At 62.7% G+C, this 18,926-nt stretch carries 21 protein-coding genes; 7 read left to right on the forward strand and 14 right to left on the reverse strand.

The features are described from left to right. Nucleotides 1-27: 27 nt before the first annotated feature. A complete protein-coding gene (locus tag AC0V8S_RS28985; RefSeq protein WP_475434867.1) occupies nt 28-828 on the reverse strand; it encodes a peptidoglycan-binding domain-containing protein in 801 nt (266 codons plus the stop codon). After that, entirely contained in the window at nt 803-2,551 is a 1,749-nt protein-coding gene (locus AC0V8S_RS28990) for a sensor histidine kinase (RefSeq protein ID WP_475438715.1), read from the reverse strand. The genes AC0V8S_RS28985 and AC0V8S_RS28990 overlap by 26 nt, the downstream gene beginning before the upstream one ends. Before the next feature lie 533 nt (nt 2,552-3,084). On the opposite strand from AC0V8S_RS28990, the gene AC0V8S_RS28995 reads away from it, so the two are divergent. Together AC0V8S_RS28995 and AC0V8S_RS29000 are read left to right on the forward strand one after the other, a co-directional pair. Continuing rightward, nucleotides 3,085-3,435, forward strand: coding sequence for a DUF5330 domain-containing protein (locus AC0V8S_RS28995; protein WP_095204286.1), 351 nt, complete (start codon nt 3,085-3,087; stop codon nt 3,433-3,435). A gap of 119 nt (nt 3,436-3,554) precedes the next feature. Continuing rightward, on the forward strand, nt 3,555-3,983 hold the full coding sequence (locus tag AC0V8S_RS29000; RefSeq protein WP_322418504.1) for a SufE family protein: 429 nt from the start codon (nt 3,555-3,557) through the stop codon (nt 3,981-3,983). A gap of 90 nt (nt 3,984-4,073) precedes the next feature. On the opposite strand, the gene AC0V8S_RS29005 is transcribed toward AC0V8S_RS29000, so the two are convergent. Both AC0V8S_RS29005 and AC0V8S_RS29010 read right to left on the reverse strand, forming a co-directional pair. Beyond that, nucleotides 4,074-4,499, reverse strand: coding sequence for a Ros/MucR family transcriptional regulator (locus AC0V8S_RS29005; RefSeq protein ID WP_010915014.1), 426 nt, complete (start codon nt 4,497-4,499; stop codon nt 4,074-4,076). Between the two features lie 443 nt (nt 4,500-4,942). Further along, nucleotides 4,943-5,311, reverse strand: coding sequence for an SH3 domain-containing protein (locus AC0V8S_RS29010; RefSeq protein WP_202353810.1), 369 nt, complete (start codon nt 5,309-5,311; stop codon nt 4,943-4,945). Nucleotides 5,312-5,423: 112 nt separating this feature from the next. On the opposite strand from AC0V8S_RS29010, the gene AC0V8S_RS29015 reads away from it, so the two are divergent. From AC0V8S_RS29015 to AC0V8S_RS29025, 3 genes are all read left to right on the forward strand, one after another. Further along, on the forward strand, nt 5,424-7,547 hold the full coding sequence (locus AC0V8S_RS29015) for a S9 family peptidase (protein WP_475434870.1): 2,124 nt from the start codon (nt 5,424-5,426) through the stop codon (nt 7,545-7,547). Further along, nucleotides 7,544-8,170, forward strand: a complete 627-nt coding sequence (locus tag AC0V8S_RS29020) for a LysE family translocator (protein WP_183457679.1) — start codon at nt 7,544-7,546, stop codon at nt 8,168-8,170. The genes AC0V8S_RS29015 and AC0V8S_RS29020 overlap by 4 nt, the downstream gene beginning before the upstream one ends. Before the next feature lie 153 nt (nt 8,171-8,323). Further along, complete coding sequence (locus AC0V8S_RS29025) at nt 8,324-8,713, forward strand: SET domain-containing protein (RefSeq protein ID WP_095204295.1); 390 nt, start codon at nt 8,324-8,326, stop codon at nt 8,711-8,713. Between the two features lie 7 nt (nt 8,714-8,720). Here the strand turns inward: AC0V8S_RS29025 and AC0V8S_RS29030 are convergent, their stop codons facing one another. From AC0V8S_RS29030 to AC0V8S_RS29045, 4 genes are all read right to left on the reverse strand, one after another. Continuing rightward, on the reverse strand, nt 8,721-9,665 hold the full coding sequence (locus tag AC0V8S_RS29030; RefSeq protein ID WP_475438716.1) for a cytochrome c: 945 nt from the start codon (nt 9,663-9,665) through the stop codon (nt 8,721-8,723). A 9-nt stretch (nt 9,666-9,674) separates the two neighbouring features. Beyond that, a complete protein-coding gene (locus AC0V8S_RS29035; RefSeq protein WP_183457677.1) occupies nt 9,675-10,112 on the reverse strand; it encodes a c-type cytochrome in 438 nt (145 codons plus the stop codon). Nucleotides 10,113-10,273: 161 nt separating this feature from the next. Continuing rightward, the gene (locus AC0V8S_RS29040; RefSeq protein ID WP_475434872.1) at nt 10,274-10,873 is read right to left on the reverse strand and encodes a superoxide dismutase; all 600 of its coding nucleotides are present in this window, start codon (nt 10,871-10,873) and stop codon (nt 10,274-10,276) included. A gap of 175 nt (nt 10,874-11,048) precedes the next feature. After that, nucleotides 11,049-11,927 carry a branched-chain amino acid aminotransferase gene (locus tag AC0V8S_RS29045; RefSeq protein ID WP_475434874.1) on the reverse strand — a complete coding sequence of 293 codons (879 nt, stop codon included), beginning with the start codon at nt 11,925-11,927 and terminating at the stop codon, nt 11,049-11,051. A gap of 154 nt (nt 11,928-12,081) precedes the next feature. On the opposite strand from AC0V8S_RS29045, the gene AC0V8S_RS29050 reads away from it, so the two are divergent. Beyond that, a complete protein-coding gene (locus AC0V8S_RS29050; protein WP_183457671.1) occupies nt 12,082-12,744 on the forward strand; it encodes a haloacid dehalogenase type II in 663 nt (220 codons plus the stop codon). Nucleotides 12,745-12,912: 168 nt separating this feature from the next. Beyond that, entirely contained in the window at nt 12,913-13,743 is an 831-nt protein-coding gene (locus AC0V8S_RS29055) for a L,D-transpeptidase (RefSeq protein ID WP_183457669.1), read from the forward strand. An 83-nt stretch (nt 13,744-13,826) separates the two neighbouring features. On the opposite strand, the gene AC0V8S_RS29060 is transcribed toward AC0V8S_RS29055, so the two are convergent. From AC0V8S_RS29060 to AC0V8S_RS29085, 6 genes are all read right to left on the reverse strand, one after another. Then, the gene (locus AC0V8S_RS29060) at nt 13,827-14,639 is read right to left on the reverse strand and encodes a 3-methyl-2-oxobutanoate hydroxymethyltransferase (protein WP_183457667.1); all 813 of its coding nucleotides are present in this window, start codon (nt 14,637-14,639) and stop codon (nt 13,827-13,829) included. A gap of 10 nt (nt 14,640-14,649) precedes the next feature. After that, nucleotides 14,650-15,432 (reverse strand): hydroxypyruvate isomerase family protein, encoded by a 783-nt coding sequence (locus AC0V8S_RS29065; protein ID WP_183457665.1) that lies wholly within the window; start codon nt 15,430-15,432, stop codon nt 14,650-14,652. A 1-nt stretch (nt 15,433) separates the two neighbouring features. Beyond that, nucleotides 15,434-15,745 carry a MocE family 2Fe-2S type ferredoxin gene (locus AC0V8S_RS29070; protein ID WP_096456187.1) on the reverse strand — a complete coding sequence of 104 codons (312 nt, stop codon included), beginning with the start codon at nt 15,743-15,745 and terminating at the stop codon, nt 15,434-15,436. A 105-nt stretch (nt 15,746-15,850) separates the two neighbouring features. Beyond that, nucleotides 15,851-16,675 carry an ATP-binding cassette domain-containing protein gene (locus AC0V8S_RS29075; RefSeq protein ID WP_183457662.1) on the reverse strand — a complete coding sequence of 275 codons (825 nt, stop codon included), beginning with the start codon at nt 16,673-16,675 and terminating at the stop codon, nt 15,851-15,853. Beyond that, nucleotides 16,675-17,676, reverse strand: a complete 1,002-nt coding sequence (locus AC0V8S_RS29080) for an ABC transporter permease (RefSeq protein ID WP_183465211.1) — start codon at nt 17,674-17,676, stop codon at nt 16,675-16,677. The genes AC0V8S_RS29075 and AC0V8S_RS29080 overlap by 1 nt, the downstream gene beginning before the upstream one ends. Before the next feature lie 257 nt (nt 17,677-17,933). Continuing rightward, on the reverse strand, nt 17,934-18,914 hold the full coding sequence (locus tag AC0V8S_RS29085; RefSeq protein ID WP_475434877.1) for a sugar ABC transporter substrate-binding protein: 981 nt from the start codon (nt 18,912-18,914) through the stop codon (nt 17,934-17,936). Nucleotides 18,915-18,926 lie beyond the last annotated feature (12 nt).

Here is an 18,926-nt window from a genome sequence, read left to right on the forward strand (position 1 = left end):
CGCTCCGCGAGCCGTCGGTTTCAGGCCTCAGTTGGTCAGGCCGATCTCGCGCATCTTGACGTAGACGATCTCGTCGGGCTCGCCGGTCTGCGGCAGTCCGAACAGCGACTGGAATTCCTTGATCGCCGCCTTGGTGCGCGCGCCGACGACACCATCCAGCTGCATGTCGTCATTGCCGAAGGCCTTGAGACCGGCCTGGATCTTGACGATGCGGGGGTCGGGTCCCTGGGTCGGAGCGGCATCCGTCTGCCCGGAATTTGTCTGCCCAGAATTTGTCTGCAAGGACACCGGAACGGCGGCCGGCGCCACGTCAGGACGAGGCTGCGGTTTCGGCACGGCAGCGGTCTTCGGCGTTGCGCCAAGCTGATCCAGCAGTAGCGCGTCGATCTCGCCGGAAGCGTTGAGCCCGACCTTCTGCTGATAGGCTTGGATGGCCTTGCGCGTGTTGGGGCCGGAAATGCCGTCGACCGTGCCGGAATAGAAGTCGAGATCCTTCAATATGCCTTGCACCTGCTCGACCACCGGATCGCCCTTCATCGGGGCGGGCGCCGTATTGGGTCGTACGATGTTGATCGTGGTCTCCGGCTCGTCGGCAGCCGTGTGCGGAAAACCCTGGAAGTGGCGGGTGGCGAAGAATGCCCCGGCATGCGGGAAGGGCTGATACCACAGCGCATTGGCCGAGACATAGAACAGCGTCACCAGGAATGCCGTCGACCCGCCGACCAGCACGGGATTGCGCGAAATCATCCCGCCGACGGCGATGGCGCCGTCCTGAAAGGCATTGCTGCGGCGTTTGACCGCCTTAGGCTGTTTTGCGGAGCGAGCCATTTCTGTCCCCTTTCGCCCTCGTCACCGGCATCGTCAGCACCCCTACCTGGTTCGCCGGGCGCCCCTTCGGCCCGTTGACCGGCAGGCTGATGGTCACCGTGGTGCCCTCGCCCGGCATGCTTTCGATCGACATGGTGCCTTCGTGCAGTGCCACCAGCCCCTTCACCAGTGACAGGCCAAGGCCGGTCCCCTCGAAACGGCGGGTATAGTCGTTGTGGATCTGCGTGAAGGGCTTGCCGAGATTGGCGAAATCCTCCTCGGCAATGCCGATGCCGGTATCCCTGACCCAGAAATGCAGGCGCGAACCGATCCGCTTGGCGCCGACGACGACATCGCCGCCGTCGGGCGTGAACTTGATCGCATTGGAGACGAGGTTGATCAGGATCTGCTGCACGGCGCGGCGATCGGCATTGATGTCGCCGGCGTCGGGTGCGATCTGCGTCTGCAGGTCGATATTCTTGGCCTGAGCCTGCAGCCGCATCATCGACTGGCACATGTCAACGGCTTCCATGAACCGGAACGGCTCCGGTTCCGCCGTGTAGGCGCCCGATTCGATCCTCGATACGTCGAGTATGGATGTCACGACGGCCAAAAGATGCTGGCCGGAATCCCGCACCAAGGTGACATATTCCTTCTGGCGCGGATCCTTGAAGGCGCCGAACATCTCATGCAGCAGCATGTCCGAGAAGCCGATGATGGCGTTCAGCGGCGTGCGCAGTTCATGGCTGACCACCGCCAGGAACCGGCCCTTGGCCACTTCGGCGGCAGCCGCCGTCTCATTGGCCTGCGCGAGGTCCTCACGCAGCCGGGCCGTCTCGTCATTCTCACGCAGGACCAGCGTGAAGACGTCGCTCTGTTCCTCGCCACGCAGCAGCTCGAGCAGGAACGGCCGATAATTGTCGGCCATCGAGCGCGTGTCATTCTGGCCATTGCCGCTCTGCGGCAGCCTGATGCGCAATTCGAGGCGGCGCGAGGCAGCACCGTCGCGCATGTCGGCCAGGGCGCTGAGATAGGAGACACGGTCCGACAGGTGGACGCGGTCGAAGAGGCCGGTTCCGGAAAGCAGTTCCGGCGGCAATTTCAAAAGCGTGCGCGCCTTGGCGGAGGCGTCCAGGACTTCACCATGGCGAGCGATCCGCAGGACCACCGCGTCGATAATGTCTTCCAGCCGGTCGCCGGTATCCAGCGTATCAGCCGCACCGGCGCTATCGCGAAACGCCGACAGGCGCGGGATCAGCGTCAGCGCCCAGGCCAACGGCACCAGCCAATGCCAGGCGGCGATCTGCGCGCCCGCGAAGGGCAGGAAGGCCGCAGCCAGAGGCTGAAGGACAATGGCGACAATGGCCGAGACCGCTCCCCACAGGGCCGCGCGCCGCGAGCCGCCGATCCACCAGGCTTCGAAGGGCAGCGCCACGGCAAGCATGGCGACAGGAGAACTCAACCCGCCGGCGGCGGCGATCAGCCCGCCAAGCGCAACAGCCGCCATCGCCAGGGCGATCGGTGCCGCCGCGGCCATCTTGCCGGTCGCTGCCACCAGCAAGGCGACGAACCAGCACAGACCGAAGGCCGCGAAGATGGCGGCCACGGTCACCGCGGCACCCATGCCTGATGTCACCAGCGTGACCGCGGCACCGGCGGCAAAGAACGGCGCCGCCAGCATGACGCCGATGAAGCGGCGCTGACGCTCGCGGCCGCTCTGCCCGAGAATCGAGGGATGGACCATACGTTCGCAGCCGGCGGCAATCGCGCCAGGCAATTCAGCGTATCTGGCCTTGATCGGCATCAACTCAACGCACTCGCACTCGTCGTGAACAGCTCTGCTTTTGCAGATTGTTTTGATTGGCTCTGAAACTCTCATCCAGCGTTTAAGGAATGGATAAGGCAGCGCCGACCAAAGCCCGGCCTGTGGCAAATATCGGGATGGCAGGGGCCGAAAACCCGGGCAAATGCCGCCATAGTAAATGGAGGGTTATCTCCGGACGCCTGCCGGGAGCGGACCATGGACGGAGGGAGAACCGCCCAAATTTCAGAAAACCGCAATAGAAACAATCCAATAGATGGTTATCAAAAGGTGTCGAAAATCGTCCCGATATGAAACAAATCCACGGCAAAACGCTTCGTTTCGAATTTGCCTAAAATTTGAGGAAAATTCTCTGCGAACGTGCAAGCCGTCCTTTGTGCCTGTGTGCCAACATCCTGCCCATAAAAGAGGTCATGCCATGTGATGCATGATCCGGTCACGACGAGAGGCAAGGCATGTTCTTCCTGATAAGAATGGCTTTCTGGTTTTCACTGGTGCTGCTGGCGCTGCCGCTGAGCGTCGGTTCCGACGAGCCGGGCCAGGAAAGCGTCGGGCCGATCCAGGCCCTGTTCGCGGCACGCGACGCGGTGGGCGACATTGCCGGCATCTGCGAGCGCAAGCCCGATGTCTGTGAAACCGGCAAGTCGGCGATGCACACCATCACCGCCCGCGCCAAGGAAACCGCCAAGATCGCGGCCGCCATGCTGGACGACAAGTCGGCTGGCCCCGACACCTCGACAATGACGGGCAGCGTGCCGCAAGAGGTTGTCCTGCCCGAGACCGTCAACCTGCCGATAAAGAACTAGGCTGCCGATAAAGAATTAAGCCGTTTCGACGGCGCACCGCGGGTCGTCTGCCCTCTCGACGCCCGCGGTGTCCTTGTTTTTTCCGTGACGCGGCGCCGCTGCGTGACTATATCCGGGTTATGACGACCACGATCCAGACGATCCGCGACGACTTTTCGTTCCTTGACGAATGGGAAGACCGCTACCGCTATGTGATCGAACTGGGCGAGGCTCTGCCGCCGTTTCCAGATGAGGAGCGCAATGCCGCCAACAAGGTACCGGGTTGCGTAAGCCAGGTCTGGCTGACCACCGAACGGGGACCGGGCAGCGATCCGGTCATCACCTTCACGGGCGATTCGGACGCCCATATCGTGCGCGGGCTGGTCGCCATCATGCTGGCGCTGTTTTCGGGAAGGACCGCCAGCGAAATCCAGAAAACCGATGCGGAAGCAACGCTGAAAGCACTCGGCCTGGACGAGCACCTGTCGCCGCAGCGCGCCAATGGTCTTCGCTCGATGGTCAAGCGCATCAAGCGCGATGCCGAGATGGCACTCAAGCAGACGGCCTGACGCCCCACCGGTCGGCCGATAACCCTGTCTCCAAAATCAAACGGCGCCCGAAGGCGCCGTTGATGTCGGTTCGACCTGACAAAGCAGCGATTACCGCGCCTTGCGCTTGCGGCCGAGGCCCATCTTCTTGGCGAGCTGCGAGCGGGCTGCCGCATAGTTCGGAGCAACCATCGGATAGCTCGGGTCGAGATTCCACTTTTCGCGATACTGGTCAGGCGTCAGATCATAGTGGGTCATCAGGTGACGCTTGAGCGACTTGAACTTCTTGCCGTCTTCAAGACAGACAATGTAGTCGTCATGAACCGAACGCTTCGGGTTGACAGCCGGCTTCTGCTTGTCGGCAGGAGGCTGTTCGGCGGTTCCGCCCACACGCCCGAGAGCGGCATGGACATCGGATATGAGGTTCGGCAGTTCGCCGACCGGTACGGGATTGTTGCTGACATAGGCGGCCACCACATCGGCGGTCAGCTCGATCAGCGCATCGTTGTTTCTGGAAGGTGTTTCGACAATATCCATGGTCTTCAGGCCCCAACTAGAGTTACGTCGGTATGCGCCCTTTTTTACAGGCAGGGCATTGCGCGAATTTTGCGCAGGCAGAGCTTTCGCGATTCGCGTCGCGGGCACATCAATGAGCCCACATGTCAAGTAAGTCAATTCTCTCACTGCACTATATTGAAGAAAGTCGATCAACTATTCGCGGATTAGCTTCAACCTTTCGTGCACTATGTAATTTTTCGATATTTCGCTTGCCAGAGCAGGGATCGGTGACGTTACGTCAGCTCGTCGTTACATTCGCGATAGCTCACAAATCGGGTTTCAATGCTTCATTTTGCTTGACCACAGTACCGCCAATCTTGGTTGTTCACACCTGTCCACAAAACCGCAGGTTGCCGCGCACGCAAGCAAGCCGGCGACATGGCCGCCGGCCGCCCGCTGCAGCGCTAATCGTCGGTGGTCAATCAATACGGGGTGATGTACTTGCCGTAGGCCCAGCCGGTGACGAAGGCGCCGTTCTTGGCCGGGTCGTGCCAGACCTCGCACCAGCGATAGCGAACCGTCTGCTGTTGCTTCCATGCCGGTTGGTTGGCGATGTCGAGCAGGTTTATGCCGCCGGTGCATCGCCCGGTCATCTGCAGGACGGTCCCGTTCGGGTATGCGGCCTGTTTCTGCGATGTGCCGGACGGATATTTACGAACATTGAGCGTGTCGCCGAACGGCACATTGGCCACTTGCCAAGCCGCGAATACGGTCGCATGAGACTGGCCAACAAAGACCAGAGTCAGCGAAGCAACGGCGAAAGTCGCGGCAATCCGAGATCGAACAGTCATCATCTTTCCTCCCGGCCCATCTCCCGGAGCCGACACCACCTCTAGGCCGCGGTCCTTGAACCCACCCTGATCGGCGTGTTCATTCACCAAGATATTCCCCAAGCGAGACGCAATGACCAAGACTTCCCGATTTCCGATCGTCAGCCCGCCAACACCGCAGAAGCGGCCGGTTTTCGACACGCATCACGGCATCACGCGAACCGACGAATATGCCTGGCTGCGGGCCGACAACTGGCAGGAGATGTTCAGGGATCCGTCCCTGCTCGATGCGGGCATCCGCGCCGAACTCGAAGCCGAAAACGCCTACCAGTCGAAGCTGATGGCCGACACGGTCGAGCTCCAGAAGCAGCTTTTCAAAGAGATGAAAGGCCGCATCAAGGAAGATGATTCTTCGGTTCCGATGAAGGACGGGCCGTATGCCTATGGGTCTTCCTTCAAGCTCGGCGGCGAGCAGCCGCGCTATTTCCGTATGCCGCGCGATGGCGGAGCTGAGCAGATCCTGCTCGATGGTGACCTGGAGGCACAAGGCAAGGCCTATTTCCGGCTCGGCGGCGTCGATCATTCGGCCGATCATCGCAAGCTGTTGTGGGCATTCGACGACAAGGGTTCCGAGTTCTACACGCTGCGCGTGCGCGACCTTGCCGATGGCAAGGAACTGGCGGACCAGATTCCCGCCACCGGCGGTTCAGGCGTGTGGGACGCGGGCAATGACGGGTTCTTCTATACGCGTCTCGACCCCAACCACCGGCCGTCGAAGGTGCTGTTCCACGCGCTGGGACAAGACCCTGAAAACGACCGCCTGATCTATGAGGAAACCGATCCCGGCTTCTTCATGAATGTCGATGGCACCCGCAACAACCAATGGATCATGATCGGCATCAACGATCACGAGACCTCGGAATATCGCCTGCTGAGCGCCAGCGATCCGTTTGCCGAACCCAGACTGGTTTCGCCGCGCGAGATCGGCCTGCAATATGAGCTGGAGGAAGGCGGCGACATCTTCTTCATCCTGACCAATGCGGACGGGGCGAAGGACTTCAAGATCATGACGGCGCCGGCAAGCGATCCGGTCCGCGCCAACTGGCAGGAACTGGTGGCGCATGAGCCGGGCCGGCTGATCCTGTCGGTGATCGGCTTCAAGGACCATATGGTCCGGCTCGAGCGCAAGGAGGGTCTGCCGCGCATCGTCGTGCGCGATCGCGCCAATGGCGAAGAGCATCTACTGTCGCTCGATGAGGAGGCTTTCTCGCTCGGCCTGTCGGGTTCCTATGAATACGACACCGAGATCATGCGCTTTTCCTATTCGTCGATGACGACGCCGGCGCAAGTGTTCGACTACAATATGCGCACCCGCGAACGGGTCTTGCTCAAGACCCAGGAAGTGCCATCCGGCCATGATGCGGACCATTACGTCACAAGGCGGCTGATGGCGCCCGCCTCCGATGGCGAGCTGGTGCCGATCTCACTTCTGCACCATCGCGACACGCCGCTCGATGGATCGGCACCTTGCCTGCTCTACGGCTACGGCTCCTACGGCATCACCGTGCCGGCGGCCTTCAACACCAACTGCCTGTCGCTGGTCGACCGCGGCTTCGTCTACGCCATCGCCCATGTCCGTGGCGGCAAGGACAAGGGTTACGGCTGGTACGATGACGGCAAGCGGGCGCACAAGATGAACACGTTTACGGATTTCATCGCCTGTGCGCGCCACCTCGTTGCCGAGCGCTATACCGCGCATGACCGCATGGTCGCGCAAGGCGGCTCGGCCGGCGGCATGCTGATGGGCGCCATCGCCAACATGGCGCCGGAGTGCTTTGGCGGCATCGTCGCCGAGGTTCCGTTCGTCGACGTTCTCACCACCATGCTCGACGCGACCCTGCCGCTGACGCCGCCGGAATGGCCGGAATGGGGCAATCCGATCGCGTCGGCCGACGATTACCGCACCATCGCCGCCTACTCGCCCTACGACAATGTCGCGGCCCTCGACTATCCGCCGATCTTGGCGCTTGCCGGCCTCACCGATCCACGCGTCACCTATTGGGAACCGGCCAAATGGGTGGCGCGGCTGCGCGACCGCAAGAGCGGCGACAATCCGGTGCTGTTCAAGATCAACATGGATTCCGGCCATGCCGGCGCGTCCGGCCGGTTCTCAAGGCTTGAGGAAATCGCTTATACCTACTCCTTCGCGCTGAAGGTGACGGGCAAGGCGCAGCTCGCCGAGGAGACGCTCAAATGATCGATCTGTCCACGTTGATTGCCTATGTCGCCGTCGTGCTCGGCTTTGTCTTTATCCCGGGTCCGGCCACACTGTTGACGATCGCCCGGGCAACGAGTTCGGGAACGAAGGTCGGAATCGCGACCGGCGCCGGGATCGCGGCCGGCGACATATTTCACACAGTCATGGCGATGGTCGGCATCTCGGCGATCATCGCCACGTCGGCGACACTGTTCAGCATCGTAAAATACATCGGCGCGGCCTATCTCGTTTACCTCGGCATCCGCGCGATCATCGAGAAGGCGCCGACCAATCCAACTGCCGGCGCGCTTGCGATCTCCGCCGGCAAGGCGTTTCGACAGGCTGTCCTGACCGAAGTGCTCAACCCCAAGACCGCGCTGTTTTTCCTGGCATTTCTGCCTCAGTTCGTGCGGCCCGAAAACGGAACGGTGATGCTTCAATTGGCCGTATTGGGAATTGTCTTCGTGGTGCTCGGTCTTTTCAGCACGGTCGTCTTTGCCGTGAGCGCCGGTCGCCTCGGCGCTTTCCTGCGCCGAAATCCGACCGTGCTGAAATGGCAGGGCAAGGTTGTCGGCGGCATCTACTGTGCCTTGGGTGTGCGTCTGGCGCTGCAGCAACGCTGAGCGCTCCGGGCAGCACGTTCACTTTTGGATTTGGCGATCATGACTTTTTGAATTCCGCATCGCTTATTTCCACTCGCAATTGCGATGGTCGCGCGTTACCCAATGCACGACTTTCCCGGGGCCACGAAGCCCACACGCGCACAAGGGTCCATCATGCTGCTCGTCGACGTCTATCTCGACAAATCGCCGATCCAGGGCATCGGTGTCTTTGCCAAGCACCACATCCCCAAGGGCACGCTGATCTGGAAGCTCGACCCCCGCTTCGACCGGATCATCGACGTCGAGACCTATGAGGGCGAGACCGGGCCGGTGAAAAACTACCTCGACCGCTATTCCTACCCAGACCGGCGCGATCCGTCCTACATCGTCTTCGAAGCCGACGACGCCCGCTACATGAACCATGACGACGAGCCGAATTGCGATGTCTCCTCGCCCGAGGAAACCTACGCCTTGCGCGACATCGCACCCGGCGAGGAACTGACCTGCAACTACAATCATTTCTTCGAGACGGGCTTCGATTTCCTGGGTGATCGCCACCTCTAGTCGATAATCAGCTTGCCGGTTTGCGCGCGGGATAGCCGTTCGGGTACGGCGGCACGGCCTTGAGATAAGCGGCGATCGCAGCACGATCCTCTTGTGTCAGCTCAGCCATGTTGCGCTGCACGTCGACCATCGCGCCGCCAACGGAATCGAAATCCGGCGTGAAACCGGTTTCGAGATAGTTGGCGATGTCGGCTTCCGACCAGTTGCCGAGGCCGCCGCCCGATGTGATGTTGGGCACGATGCCCGAGCCTTCGGCGGCCACCGCACCGGCCAGCCATTCATTTTTCTCGATGCCGCCTGCGAAGTCGCGCGGCGTGTGGCATTCGCCGCAGTGACCCGGGCCCTCGACCAGATAGCGGCCGGCCACCACCTGATCGCGCGTACCATCGACCAAGGCGACAACCGGCTGGTCGCCGAGATAGAGCCGTTTCCACAGGCCGATGCCGCGACGGATGTTGAAGGGGAACCCGAGCGAATTGGCCGGCGCCTTGCCGGCGACCGCGGGCAGCGTCTTCAGGAAGGCGTAGAGATCGGCAATGTCCGATGGCTTCATGCGCGCGTAGGACGCGTAGGGAAAGGCCGGATAGAAATGCTCACCGGACGGCGACACGCCCTTGAGCATGGCGTTGGCAAGATCCTCGACCGACCACGCACCGATGCCGTCCTTGGGGTCTTGCGAAATGTTGGGCGGAACGAAAGTGCCGAACGGCGTCTTGAGTTCGAGGCCGCCGACCAGTCGAAGCCGCGCATCGCCCTGCGAGCCCGGCTTGGCGTGGCAGGAGGTGCAGCCGCCGGCATAGAAAATGCGCTTGCCCCTGCCCGCATCGCCCGGCCCGAGTTGTGCCAGGGCTGCCGCATCCAGCTTCACCGGTGCCGACAAAAGCCAACCGGCAGCCGCGCCGGCGCCGCCCAGGATGAGGGCCGCGCCGACGAGCGTCTTCACCCATGCCATGTCAGGCAATCAGCCCTTCTTGACCCGGTAGGTCTGGTGACAGGTGCCGCAATCGCCACCGAGGGTGTTGATCTGCCCCTTAAGCGCATCAACGTCGGCGGGAGCAGCAGCGGTCGCGGCCTTGACGTCGGCGAGATATTTGTCCTCGGTAGCCTTGAAGCCTGCCATGTCTTGCCAGATCTTCGGACCCGCCGTGGTGTCGCCGGCATCGCTGCCTGCAGGGAACAACGCGTCCACGTCGAGCTTCTCAGCATTCGCCTGCAACGCCTGGAGTTGTGTCAGCACGGCTGCAGCATCAAAGGGATCCTCGCCCTTGGCCACTTTCGCCAAGCCGCCGACGATCTTTCCGCGCTCCTTCATCAGAGCCTGCCGGTCGAGGATCGGATCGGCAAAGGCCGCCGAACCGGCGAAGGCAAGCATTGAGATGGCGATGACAAGCTTTCTCATTCATTTGGCTCCACGATGAAGGTATTGGGGGACAGGACGTCAACGGAAGTGGCGGACGGAATATTCCCTTCCCTCGGGCGATTTTTGCCGGGCCTTCGCAGCCACCGACATCGCTACAGAAAAAGAAAGGCCCCGGTTGCCGGGGCCTTTCTGTCGATCGATCACTTCGCCTTTTCGTAGAGTTCCAGCACGTGATCCCAGTTGATCAGGCTGTCGACGAACGCCTCGAGATATTTCGGGCGGGCGTTGCGGTAGTCGATGTAATAGGAATGTTCCCAGACGTCGACGCCGAGGATCGGCGAGGCACCATGAACGAGCGGGTTTTCGCCGTTCGGGGTCTTCGAAATCGCCAGCTTGCCGTCCTTGACGGAAACCCAGGCCCAGCCCGAACCGAACTGCGTCGTGCCGGCAGCGATGAAATCAGCCTTGAACTTGTCATAGCCGCCGAGATCGCTGTCGAAGGCCTTCTGCAGTGCGCCAGGCAGCTTGTTGCCGCCGCCGCCCTTCTTCATCCACTTCCAGAAGTGGATGTGGTTGTAGTGCTGCGCGGCATTGTTGAAGAGACCGGCATTCTTGCCGAACGACTGTTTGACCACCTCTTCGACCGACAGGTCGCCAAGGCCCGCCTCGGCGGCCAGCTTGTTGCCGTTGTCGACATAGGCCTTATGGTGCTTGTCGTGGTGATACTCCAGCGTCTCTTTCGACATGTAAGGCTGCAAGGCCTCATAGTCGTAGGGCAGAGCGGGCAATTCAAAAGCCATGGGTAGTACTCCCTCGTGGAAAAATCCGGTGTGGATACCGGATAACATAGGTCTGGATTGAGCTGGGACAACTCCGGAAGTGAAGCGCCGGTCCCCTTTCTAAGCGGGTTCCGGAAAACTGTCACACGGTTTTCCTGCGGCCAAGCAGGCAGCGACAAAAAGGCCGGCTAGCGCGTCAACCGGCCGATTTCGAATGCGCCCAATCCCAATAGAGCTCGCGCGCCTTCTTGGCTACTGGCCCGGGTTGCAGATTGCGGTCCTCGATGCGTGTGATCGGCACCACCTTGGAATGGTTGCCGGTCGAGAAAATCTCATCCGCTTCCAGGAAATCGCGCACCGACAGCGTCTTTTCCGTCGTCTTGAAGCCGTACTCGCCGAGCAGCGTCATCGTGCGCGAGCGGGTGATGCCGGACAGGAAGGTGCCGTTCGGCGCCGGCGTCAGCACGTGGCCATCCTTGACCAGGAAAATGTTGGAGCTTCCGGTCTCGGCGACGTTGCCCAGCATATCCAGCACCAGCGCATTGTCGAAGCCGCGCATCTTGGCTTCGAGAATGGCACGGCCATTGTTGGGATAGAGGCATCCGGCCTTGGCGTTGGTCGGCATGGTTTCGATGGTCGGGCGCCGGAACGGCGACACCGTCACCGAAAACCCGGTCGGCGAGATCATCGGCGATTCATAGAGGCAGAGGCAGAAACGCGTCGAGGCGGGATCGGCCGGCACACCCATGTAGCCGCCATGCTCGGCCCAGTACATCGGCCTGATATAGACCGCCGTCTTGCCGTCGAATTTCTTCAATCCGTCCCAGGTCAGGCCGACGATCTGTTCGGGCGACATGTTCGGCTTGAGGCCAAGCGCGATTGCCGAGGCGTTGACCCTCCTGGCATGGAGGTCGAGGTCTGGCGCCACGCCTTCGAACCAGCGCCCCCCGTCGAACACGCTGGTGCCCAACCACATGGCGTGGCTGCGCGGGCCCAGAATGGCGACATTGCCCTCGTACCAGTCGCCGTCGACGAAAGTCCATGTCGCGGATTGCGCCGCTGCCGCCAGTGTCATTGCGTTGTCCCGTCCGATCAATCTTGTGTGACAACATTGGATGATGCTTTGGCCGCTGCCGTCAACGGGCATCGGGGAGTTTTGTTGAGGCCAGCGTCGGGCGCGATGCAATCAACGCTTGCACCTTGCCCCGCCTCGCCTCAAAACTGTTGCCATGCAATACGCCGCCTATGTTTTCGACGCCTACGGCACACTGTTCGACGTGCATGCCGCCGTGCGCCGCCATGCCGATCAGATCGGGCCCGACGGCCAGTTGCTGTCCGAAATCTGGCGCGCCAAGCAGCTCGAATATTCCTGGGTGCGCACGCTGATGGGCGCCTATGCGGATTTCTGGCAACTGACCGAACAGGCGCTCGACTTCGCCTTGCGCAAGGTCCCCTCGGCAGATCCCGGTCTCAGAGCAAAATTGCTGGAAGCCTACTGGCGGCTGGATTGCTACCCGGAAGTGCCGGCCGTGTTGAAGGCGCTCAAGGCTTCGGGAGCCAGGCTGGCGATCCTTTCCAACGGCTCGCCCGAAATGCTGGAAGCGGCGGTCAAATCCGCAGCGCTCGACCAGGTTCTGGACGACATCTATTCCGTCGATGCGGTGCGGCGTTTCAAGACAGATCCGGCGGTCTACGACATGGTTGCCACCGGCTGGCGGCTCTATCCCGGCGCGGTGTCCTTCCAGTCCTCCAACCGCTGGGACATTGCGGGCGCCACCAAATTCGGCTTCCGCACGGTGTGGATCAACCGCTCCAATCAGCCCGAGGAGTACCGGGACTTCCCGCCGGCCCTGATCCTGCCGACCCTCGAAGCTTTGGTGCCCGGCAGCTAGGCCTGTGTCCCAGGCGCCACAGTGGCGGCGCAGTCACAGCTTCGCCTTTGTTTGTCCACGTTCGGGCCAGAATCGGAACCGCCTATCGCGCCAGGTGTTGTCAGGCACCTGCAACGGTCGTCGGCGTATTGACGCTTTGTTGCAATTTGAGTCTTAAAGAAGGCAGTCATGTCCATAACCGAAATCGAATCCTATCGCCTGAGCCGTCGCGGCTTCCTCAACGCCGCAGCATTGGGCGCCGCATCGATCGCGGTTTCCGCATGCGCCACCACCGGCCCCGAGCCAGTCGAGCCGCCGCCGCCAACCTATGTCGAGCCGCCTCTTGCCGACTATGCGTCGATGTACGCGGCCGTCAGCGATGGCGGCTTCGACCTGCCGGCCATCCCCGTCGACAGGATCGATCCGCAGTTCCTGCGCCAGATCGTTCCCGACCCGACCGGGCAGAAGCCGGGAACCATCGTCGTCGATACGACAGGCCATTTCCTCTATCTGGTTCGTCCAGGTGGCCAGGCGATCCGCTATGGCGTCGGCCTCGGCCGCGCCGGCTTCGAATGGTCCGGCGACGCCGTCGTGCAGTGGAAGCAGAAATGGCCGAAATGGACGCCGCCGGATGAAATGGTTGCCCGGCAGCCGGAATTGAAGCAGTACAGCGCCGACAATGGCGGCATGCCTGGTGGGCTGAAGAATCCGCTCGGCGCCCGCGCGCTCTATCTCTTCCAGGGCAATGTGGATACGCTTTACCGCCTGCACGGCTCGCCGGAATGGAAGTCGATCGGCAAGTCGGTCTCATCAGGCTGCGTGCGCCTGATCAACCAGGACATCATCGACCTCTACGACCGCGTGCCGTCGAAAACCCCTGTCATCGTGACCAGCGATGCCAGCCAGCCGCAGGTGGCGGCAGCGACGGCGAACCACAAGGCCATCCCGATCGACGCCGGCGTGCCGGACGGATCGGTGCTGCTCGGGCCGGTCAAGGCGGTCACGAACGCGATCTTCTGAGTTTGTCGAAGGAGCGGCGGACAACCGTCGCTCCCTCCATGCGTGCCGGCGCCCACAGCCTACGATTTCGGGGACGGCATCCGTCAGAGGCCAAGCGGAGCCCTGAACGCCGCAAGCTCCTCGTCGGTGATGGCGACCACGTGCTGCGGCTCGGGATAGGCGCCGGTCTTCACGTCGGAGATGAACTCGCGATAGGCGGCGATGCGCTCGCGCTGCAGTCGCTCATACTCGGCGGCGAAGTTGCGGTAGGTCTTGGCGTGGCGCGGTCTGTGGCCTGATGTGTGGCCGAGCACGTCCTCGCTGAACAGATACTGCGCGTCGGCATGCGGTCCGGCGCCCATGCCAAGCATGATCATCGGCGTGGTCCTGGTGATCAGTTCGGCAATCCGGTCCGGCACCACCTCCAGCTCGGCGCCGAAGCAGCCGATGGTCTCGAGACGTTTGACGTGGTCCCACACGGCACGCGCGCTCTCGGCCGTCCTGCCGACGGCCTTGAAACCGCCGGTCCAGGTGCATTGCGAGGGGATCAGCCCGACATGGGCGACGACCGGCACGGCGTTGTCGCAGAGCGTCTTCTGGATATCGAGCGAGGCTGCGCAGTAGAAGCAATCGCCGCCGATGCGCATGAAGTGGTAGGCGGTTTTCAGATAGTCCTCCGCCGTGACCAGATTGCCGGCAGGGCCGTAGGGAAGCCCGACCTGGACGAAGCAGCGGCCGGCCGCCTCGCGCATTTCGGGCGAGAAGAAGCGGCCCTCGATCGAAAGCATGTCGACGCCGGCCGCGTCCGCCGCCGCCGCCTCTTCGAGCGAGGTGACGTAAAGCATGGAAATCTTCTGTCCGCGGCCCTTCATGGCTCGGATGTCGGCGACGGTCGGTCGGCTGTTCTTGGTAACCATTCTTTTTCCCTCAGACAGTGAAAGCTTCGCGGAAGGCCTGCAGGGCGGCGTCGGGATCGCCGGAGGCAAACGCCTCCATGCCCACTGGCCCGCGATAGCCCATCTCCTTCAAGGCACGGGCGATGCCCCGGTAATTGATCTCGCCGCTGCCCGGCTCCATGCGTCCGGGCACGTCGGCCACCTGGACCTCGCCGATCCAGGGCAAGCAGGCGCGGCACAGCTCGATCAAATTCCCTTCGCCGATCTGCGCATGGTAGAGATCGAGGTTGAGGCGCAGGCCAGGCCGGTTGACGCTCGAGACCAGCGCCAGCGTGTCTTGCGCGCGCCCGAACGGCACGCCGGGATGGTCGACCGGCAGGTTCAAATTCTCCAGCGTGAAGGTCACGCCTTCCGCCTCGGCAAGGTCGGCGATGCGGTTCAGCGTGTCGCGCGCCTTGAGCCACATGGCGCCGGTGACGGTCTCGCAAGGCGTGACCGGCAGGCCGCCTTCGCCGAGCCCGGTGCCGTGCAGATTGAGCCGCGCGACGCCGAGGCGTTTGCCGACCGCCGCCGTCTCCTTCGCCGTCTTGAGCAATTCGGCGGCGCCCTCGTCATCGGCAAGCCGGCCGCGCAAATAGCCATTCATGATCGAGAAGGTGGCGCCGGACCTTTCCAGCATTGCGAGATCGTGCTCGGGCCAGTTCCAGAGGCCGACCTGAAAACCCATTTCGGTGAGGCGCTTGACGCGCCATTCCATCGGCTTGTCGCGCCAGAGCATTTCGACGCAAGCCGCGAGCGTAAACGTATCGGACATGTCAGACCTCGATGTACACGCGGCCGTCCTCGACCTTCGTGGTGTAGGTTTTCAGGTTCACGCAGACCGGTGCGCGCAGCGCTTCGCCGGTCCGGTAATCGAACACGCCGCTGTGCTTCGGGCATTCGATCCTGTGTTCCATAACCAGCCCTTCGCTCAGATGCACCTTCTCATGCGTGCACAGCCCATCGGTGCAGAAGAACGCATCGTCGGGACTGCGGTAGATGGCGAATGTCCGGCCCTCGTGATCGAAGCGGATGACGTCCTCTTCGTCGATGTCATCGGTCGCGCACGCATCAATCCATTTCGCCATTGTCACTCTGCCGTCTGTTCTTTGGTTGGTCGAAAAGGCGGCCGGCGGGATTCCGCCGGCCGCCCAGGAAGATGCCCGGGAGGAGGAGATGGGCGTCTTCACTGATCATGCATGGCTCGCACCGTGCTGCGCATGCCCGTCATCGGTGGCGGAGAAGCTCTCGATCTCGGCTTCGAGCTCGGCCATCTGCTCGCCTCCGGCCATCAGGTCGGTGATCGCCTCGCGGCTTTTCTCGCCCTTGCGGAAGTCGGCGGCCTTGGCGCCCCTGATAAGCACGGCGAAGTGGTCGCCGACGGTGAGCGCATGGACGACATTGTGGGTGATGAAGATCACCGCAATGCCCTTGCGCCGCGCCTGCAGCACGATGCGCAGCACATGCGCCGCCTCCTTGACGCCGAGCGCCGCAGTCGGCTCGTCAAGGATCAGCACGCTGGCGCCGAAATGCACGGCGCGTGCGATCGCCAGCGCCTGGCGTTCGCCACCCGACAGTCCGCCGACCAGGCGATCGCCATCGTCGATGCGGGTGATGCCGAGCTGGCGCATCTCGGTGACGGCGATCTCGTTGGCCCGCTTGCGGTCGTAGATGGTCAGCGGTCCCCAGCGCCGCGTCGGCTCGGCGCCGACGAAGAAGGAGCGGCCGATGCTCATCAGCGGGAATGTCCCGCCGAACTGGTGGACGGTGGCGATGCCATGGTCGCTGGCGTCGCGGGGGCTGTCGAAGGCGACTGATCTGCCGTCCATCTCCATCGTGCCCGATGTCGGCTTGTGGACCCCGGAGAGGATCTTGATCAGCGTCGACTTGCCGGCGCCATTGTCGCCGAGCAGGCACAGCACCTCGCCTCGGTTGACCTCGAGCGAGATGTCGTGGAGCACGTCGATCGGACCGAACGACTTGTTGATTGCGGTCAGCCTGAGCAGGGGCGTGGTCATCAGCGTGCCCTCGGTTTGGTGCGCGGCGCATAGGTCAGCGCCATGGTGCGGAAGGTGTTGTTCATCAACACGGCCGCCAGCAGCAGGACGCCGATGATCAGGCTCGCCCAGTTGGCGTCGAAGCCGGTGTAGAAAATGCCCTGGTTGACGATGGCGAAGGTCAGCGTGCCCAGCACGATACCGACCACCGAACCGTAGCCGCCGGTGAGCAGCACGCCGCCGATGACCACCGCGATGATCGAGTTGAAGATGAAGGACTGCCCGGCGGCCACCTGGGCGCTGTTGTAGAGGATCGCCTGCGACATGCCGACGAAGGAGGCGCACAGGCCGCTGCTCATGAACAGCGCGATGGTCACCCGATCGGTCGGGATGCCGGCATTGCGGGCGCTCACCGCGTCGCCGCCCATGGCCAGGATCCAGTTGCCGAAACGCGAGAAATTCAGGATGAAGCCGACGATCAAGACGGCGGCGATCCACCAGAACAGCGTCACCTCGAACTTGCCGCCGAGATAGTCGCCGAACAGGAGCTTGGCGGTCGGGCCGCTCTTCAGCGCAACGCTGGTGCTGCCAGACAGGATGACCGAAATGCCGAGCGTCAGTCCGGCCAGTGCGAACAGCGTGGCGAGCGTAACGACGAAGGACGGTACCTTGGTGCGGATCACCAGCACGCCGTTGATGAAGCCGACGGCGAGTCCCAGGCCAAGCGCGGCGAGGATGCCGACGACGATCGGCAGGCCATAATGGCCCGACAGGATGGCAATGGTCATCGAACTGGCGGGGACCATCGAGCCGACGGAGAGATCGAGATGCCCGGCGATCATCAGCAGCCCGATGGGAAGCGCGATGATGCCGAGTTCCGAGGCGACGTTGAGCCAGCTCGCAGCACCCCCGGCCGACATGAAATTGGCGCCGCCGAAGATCGAGAAGAAGACCAGAACGGCGATCATACCGATCAGCGAGCCGACCTCGGGCCGGCGCACGAGGCTGCCGATCGAGGGCATCGAAGAGTGCGGGGCGGGCGGCGCGGTGGCTGCCGCGGCGGGTTGGTGGTGGGCTTGGGATGTCATCGAAATGTCCCTGGCGTTGTGGCTTGAAACGCGGCTCCCCTCTCCCCTTGTGGGAGAAGGTGTCGCCGAAGGCGACGCATGAGGGGTGCTCCAGCTTGGCAAGGACGGCGATCCGTCACCCACCCCTCAATCGTCTCGGCGCTACGCGCCGATCCACCTTCTCCCACAAGGGGAGAAGGTGAGGCGTAGCGCTAGCGAGCGCCGGCCGCAGCACCGGCCATTGTCGCGTCGACATTGGCAGCGTCGACGATCCCTGGTCCGGTCAGCACCGGCTTGGTCGGCAGGTCGAGCCCATAATTGACGAAGCCGTTCAGCAGCGACACGGCGAGATAGCCCTGCAGATAGGGCTGCTGGTCGACCGCGAACATCTGCGTGCCGGCCTTGATGCGCTGCAGGCCGGTCTCATCCATGTCGAAGGAAGCGAGCTTGACCTTGTCGCCGGCATTGGCCTGGCTGATGGCGTTGGCGGCGCTGTTGGCGTCGCCGGCGCTGATGGTGATGACTCCGTCGATGGTGTTGTCCTTCAGCACGGCGGCCTTGATCGCCTCGGCGACGGCGGTCGGGTTGCCGAAGCTGGATGAGGGCAGCGGCAACTGGCTCGATTTGCCGCCGCTCTTGGCGATGGCGTCGGCAATGCCCTTGCAGCGGTCTTCGGTGTTGGTGGCGCCCGGCAAGGTGTTGACGCACAGCACGTTCTTGGCGCCATGGCTGCCGTAATAGGTGCCGCCGCCAAGGCCGGCGGCGTATTCCTCATTGCCGACATAGTTCATGGCGCCGAGCCGCTTGGCCGCGTCCATGCCGCCGGAATTGTAGATGATGAGCGGCACACCTGCCGCAACGACTTCCTTGAAAGCGTCGTCCATGGCTTCCGGCACCCAGTCGGGGCCGACAATGGCGCTCGGCTTCTGGCTGAGCGCGGTGCGGATCAGCTTGGCGGCGTCCGGACCGAGATTGTCGTAGTTCTGCGGACCGAGCCAGGTCACCGAGCCGCCGGTCAGTTCGGCGACCTTGCCGGCATCGTCGGCGCCCTTCTTGACCTTCGACCAGAACGGGTCGTCCGCCTTGCCGCCGATGACGAAGATCTTCGCCCCGTCAGCCATTGCCGACGTGGCCGATGTCGCCGCCACGCCCGCAAGCATGATTGCCGTCAGCAGTTTCGTGATATTTTTCATTTCATTCCTCCC

This window comes from Mesorhizobium oxytropidicola (genome assembly GCF_056174625.1).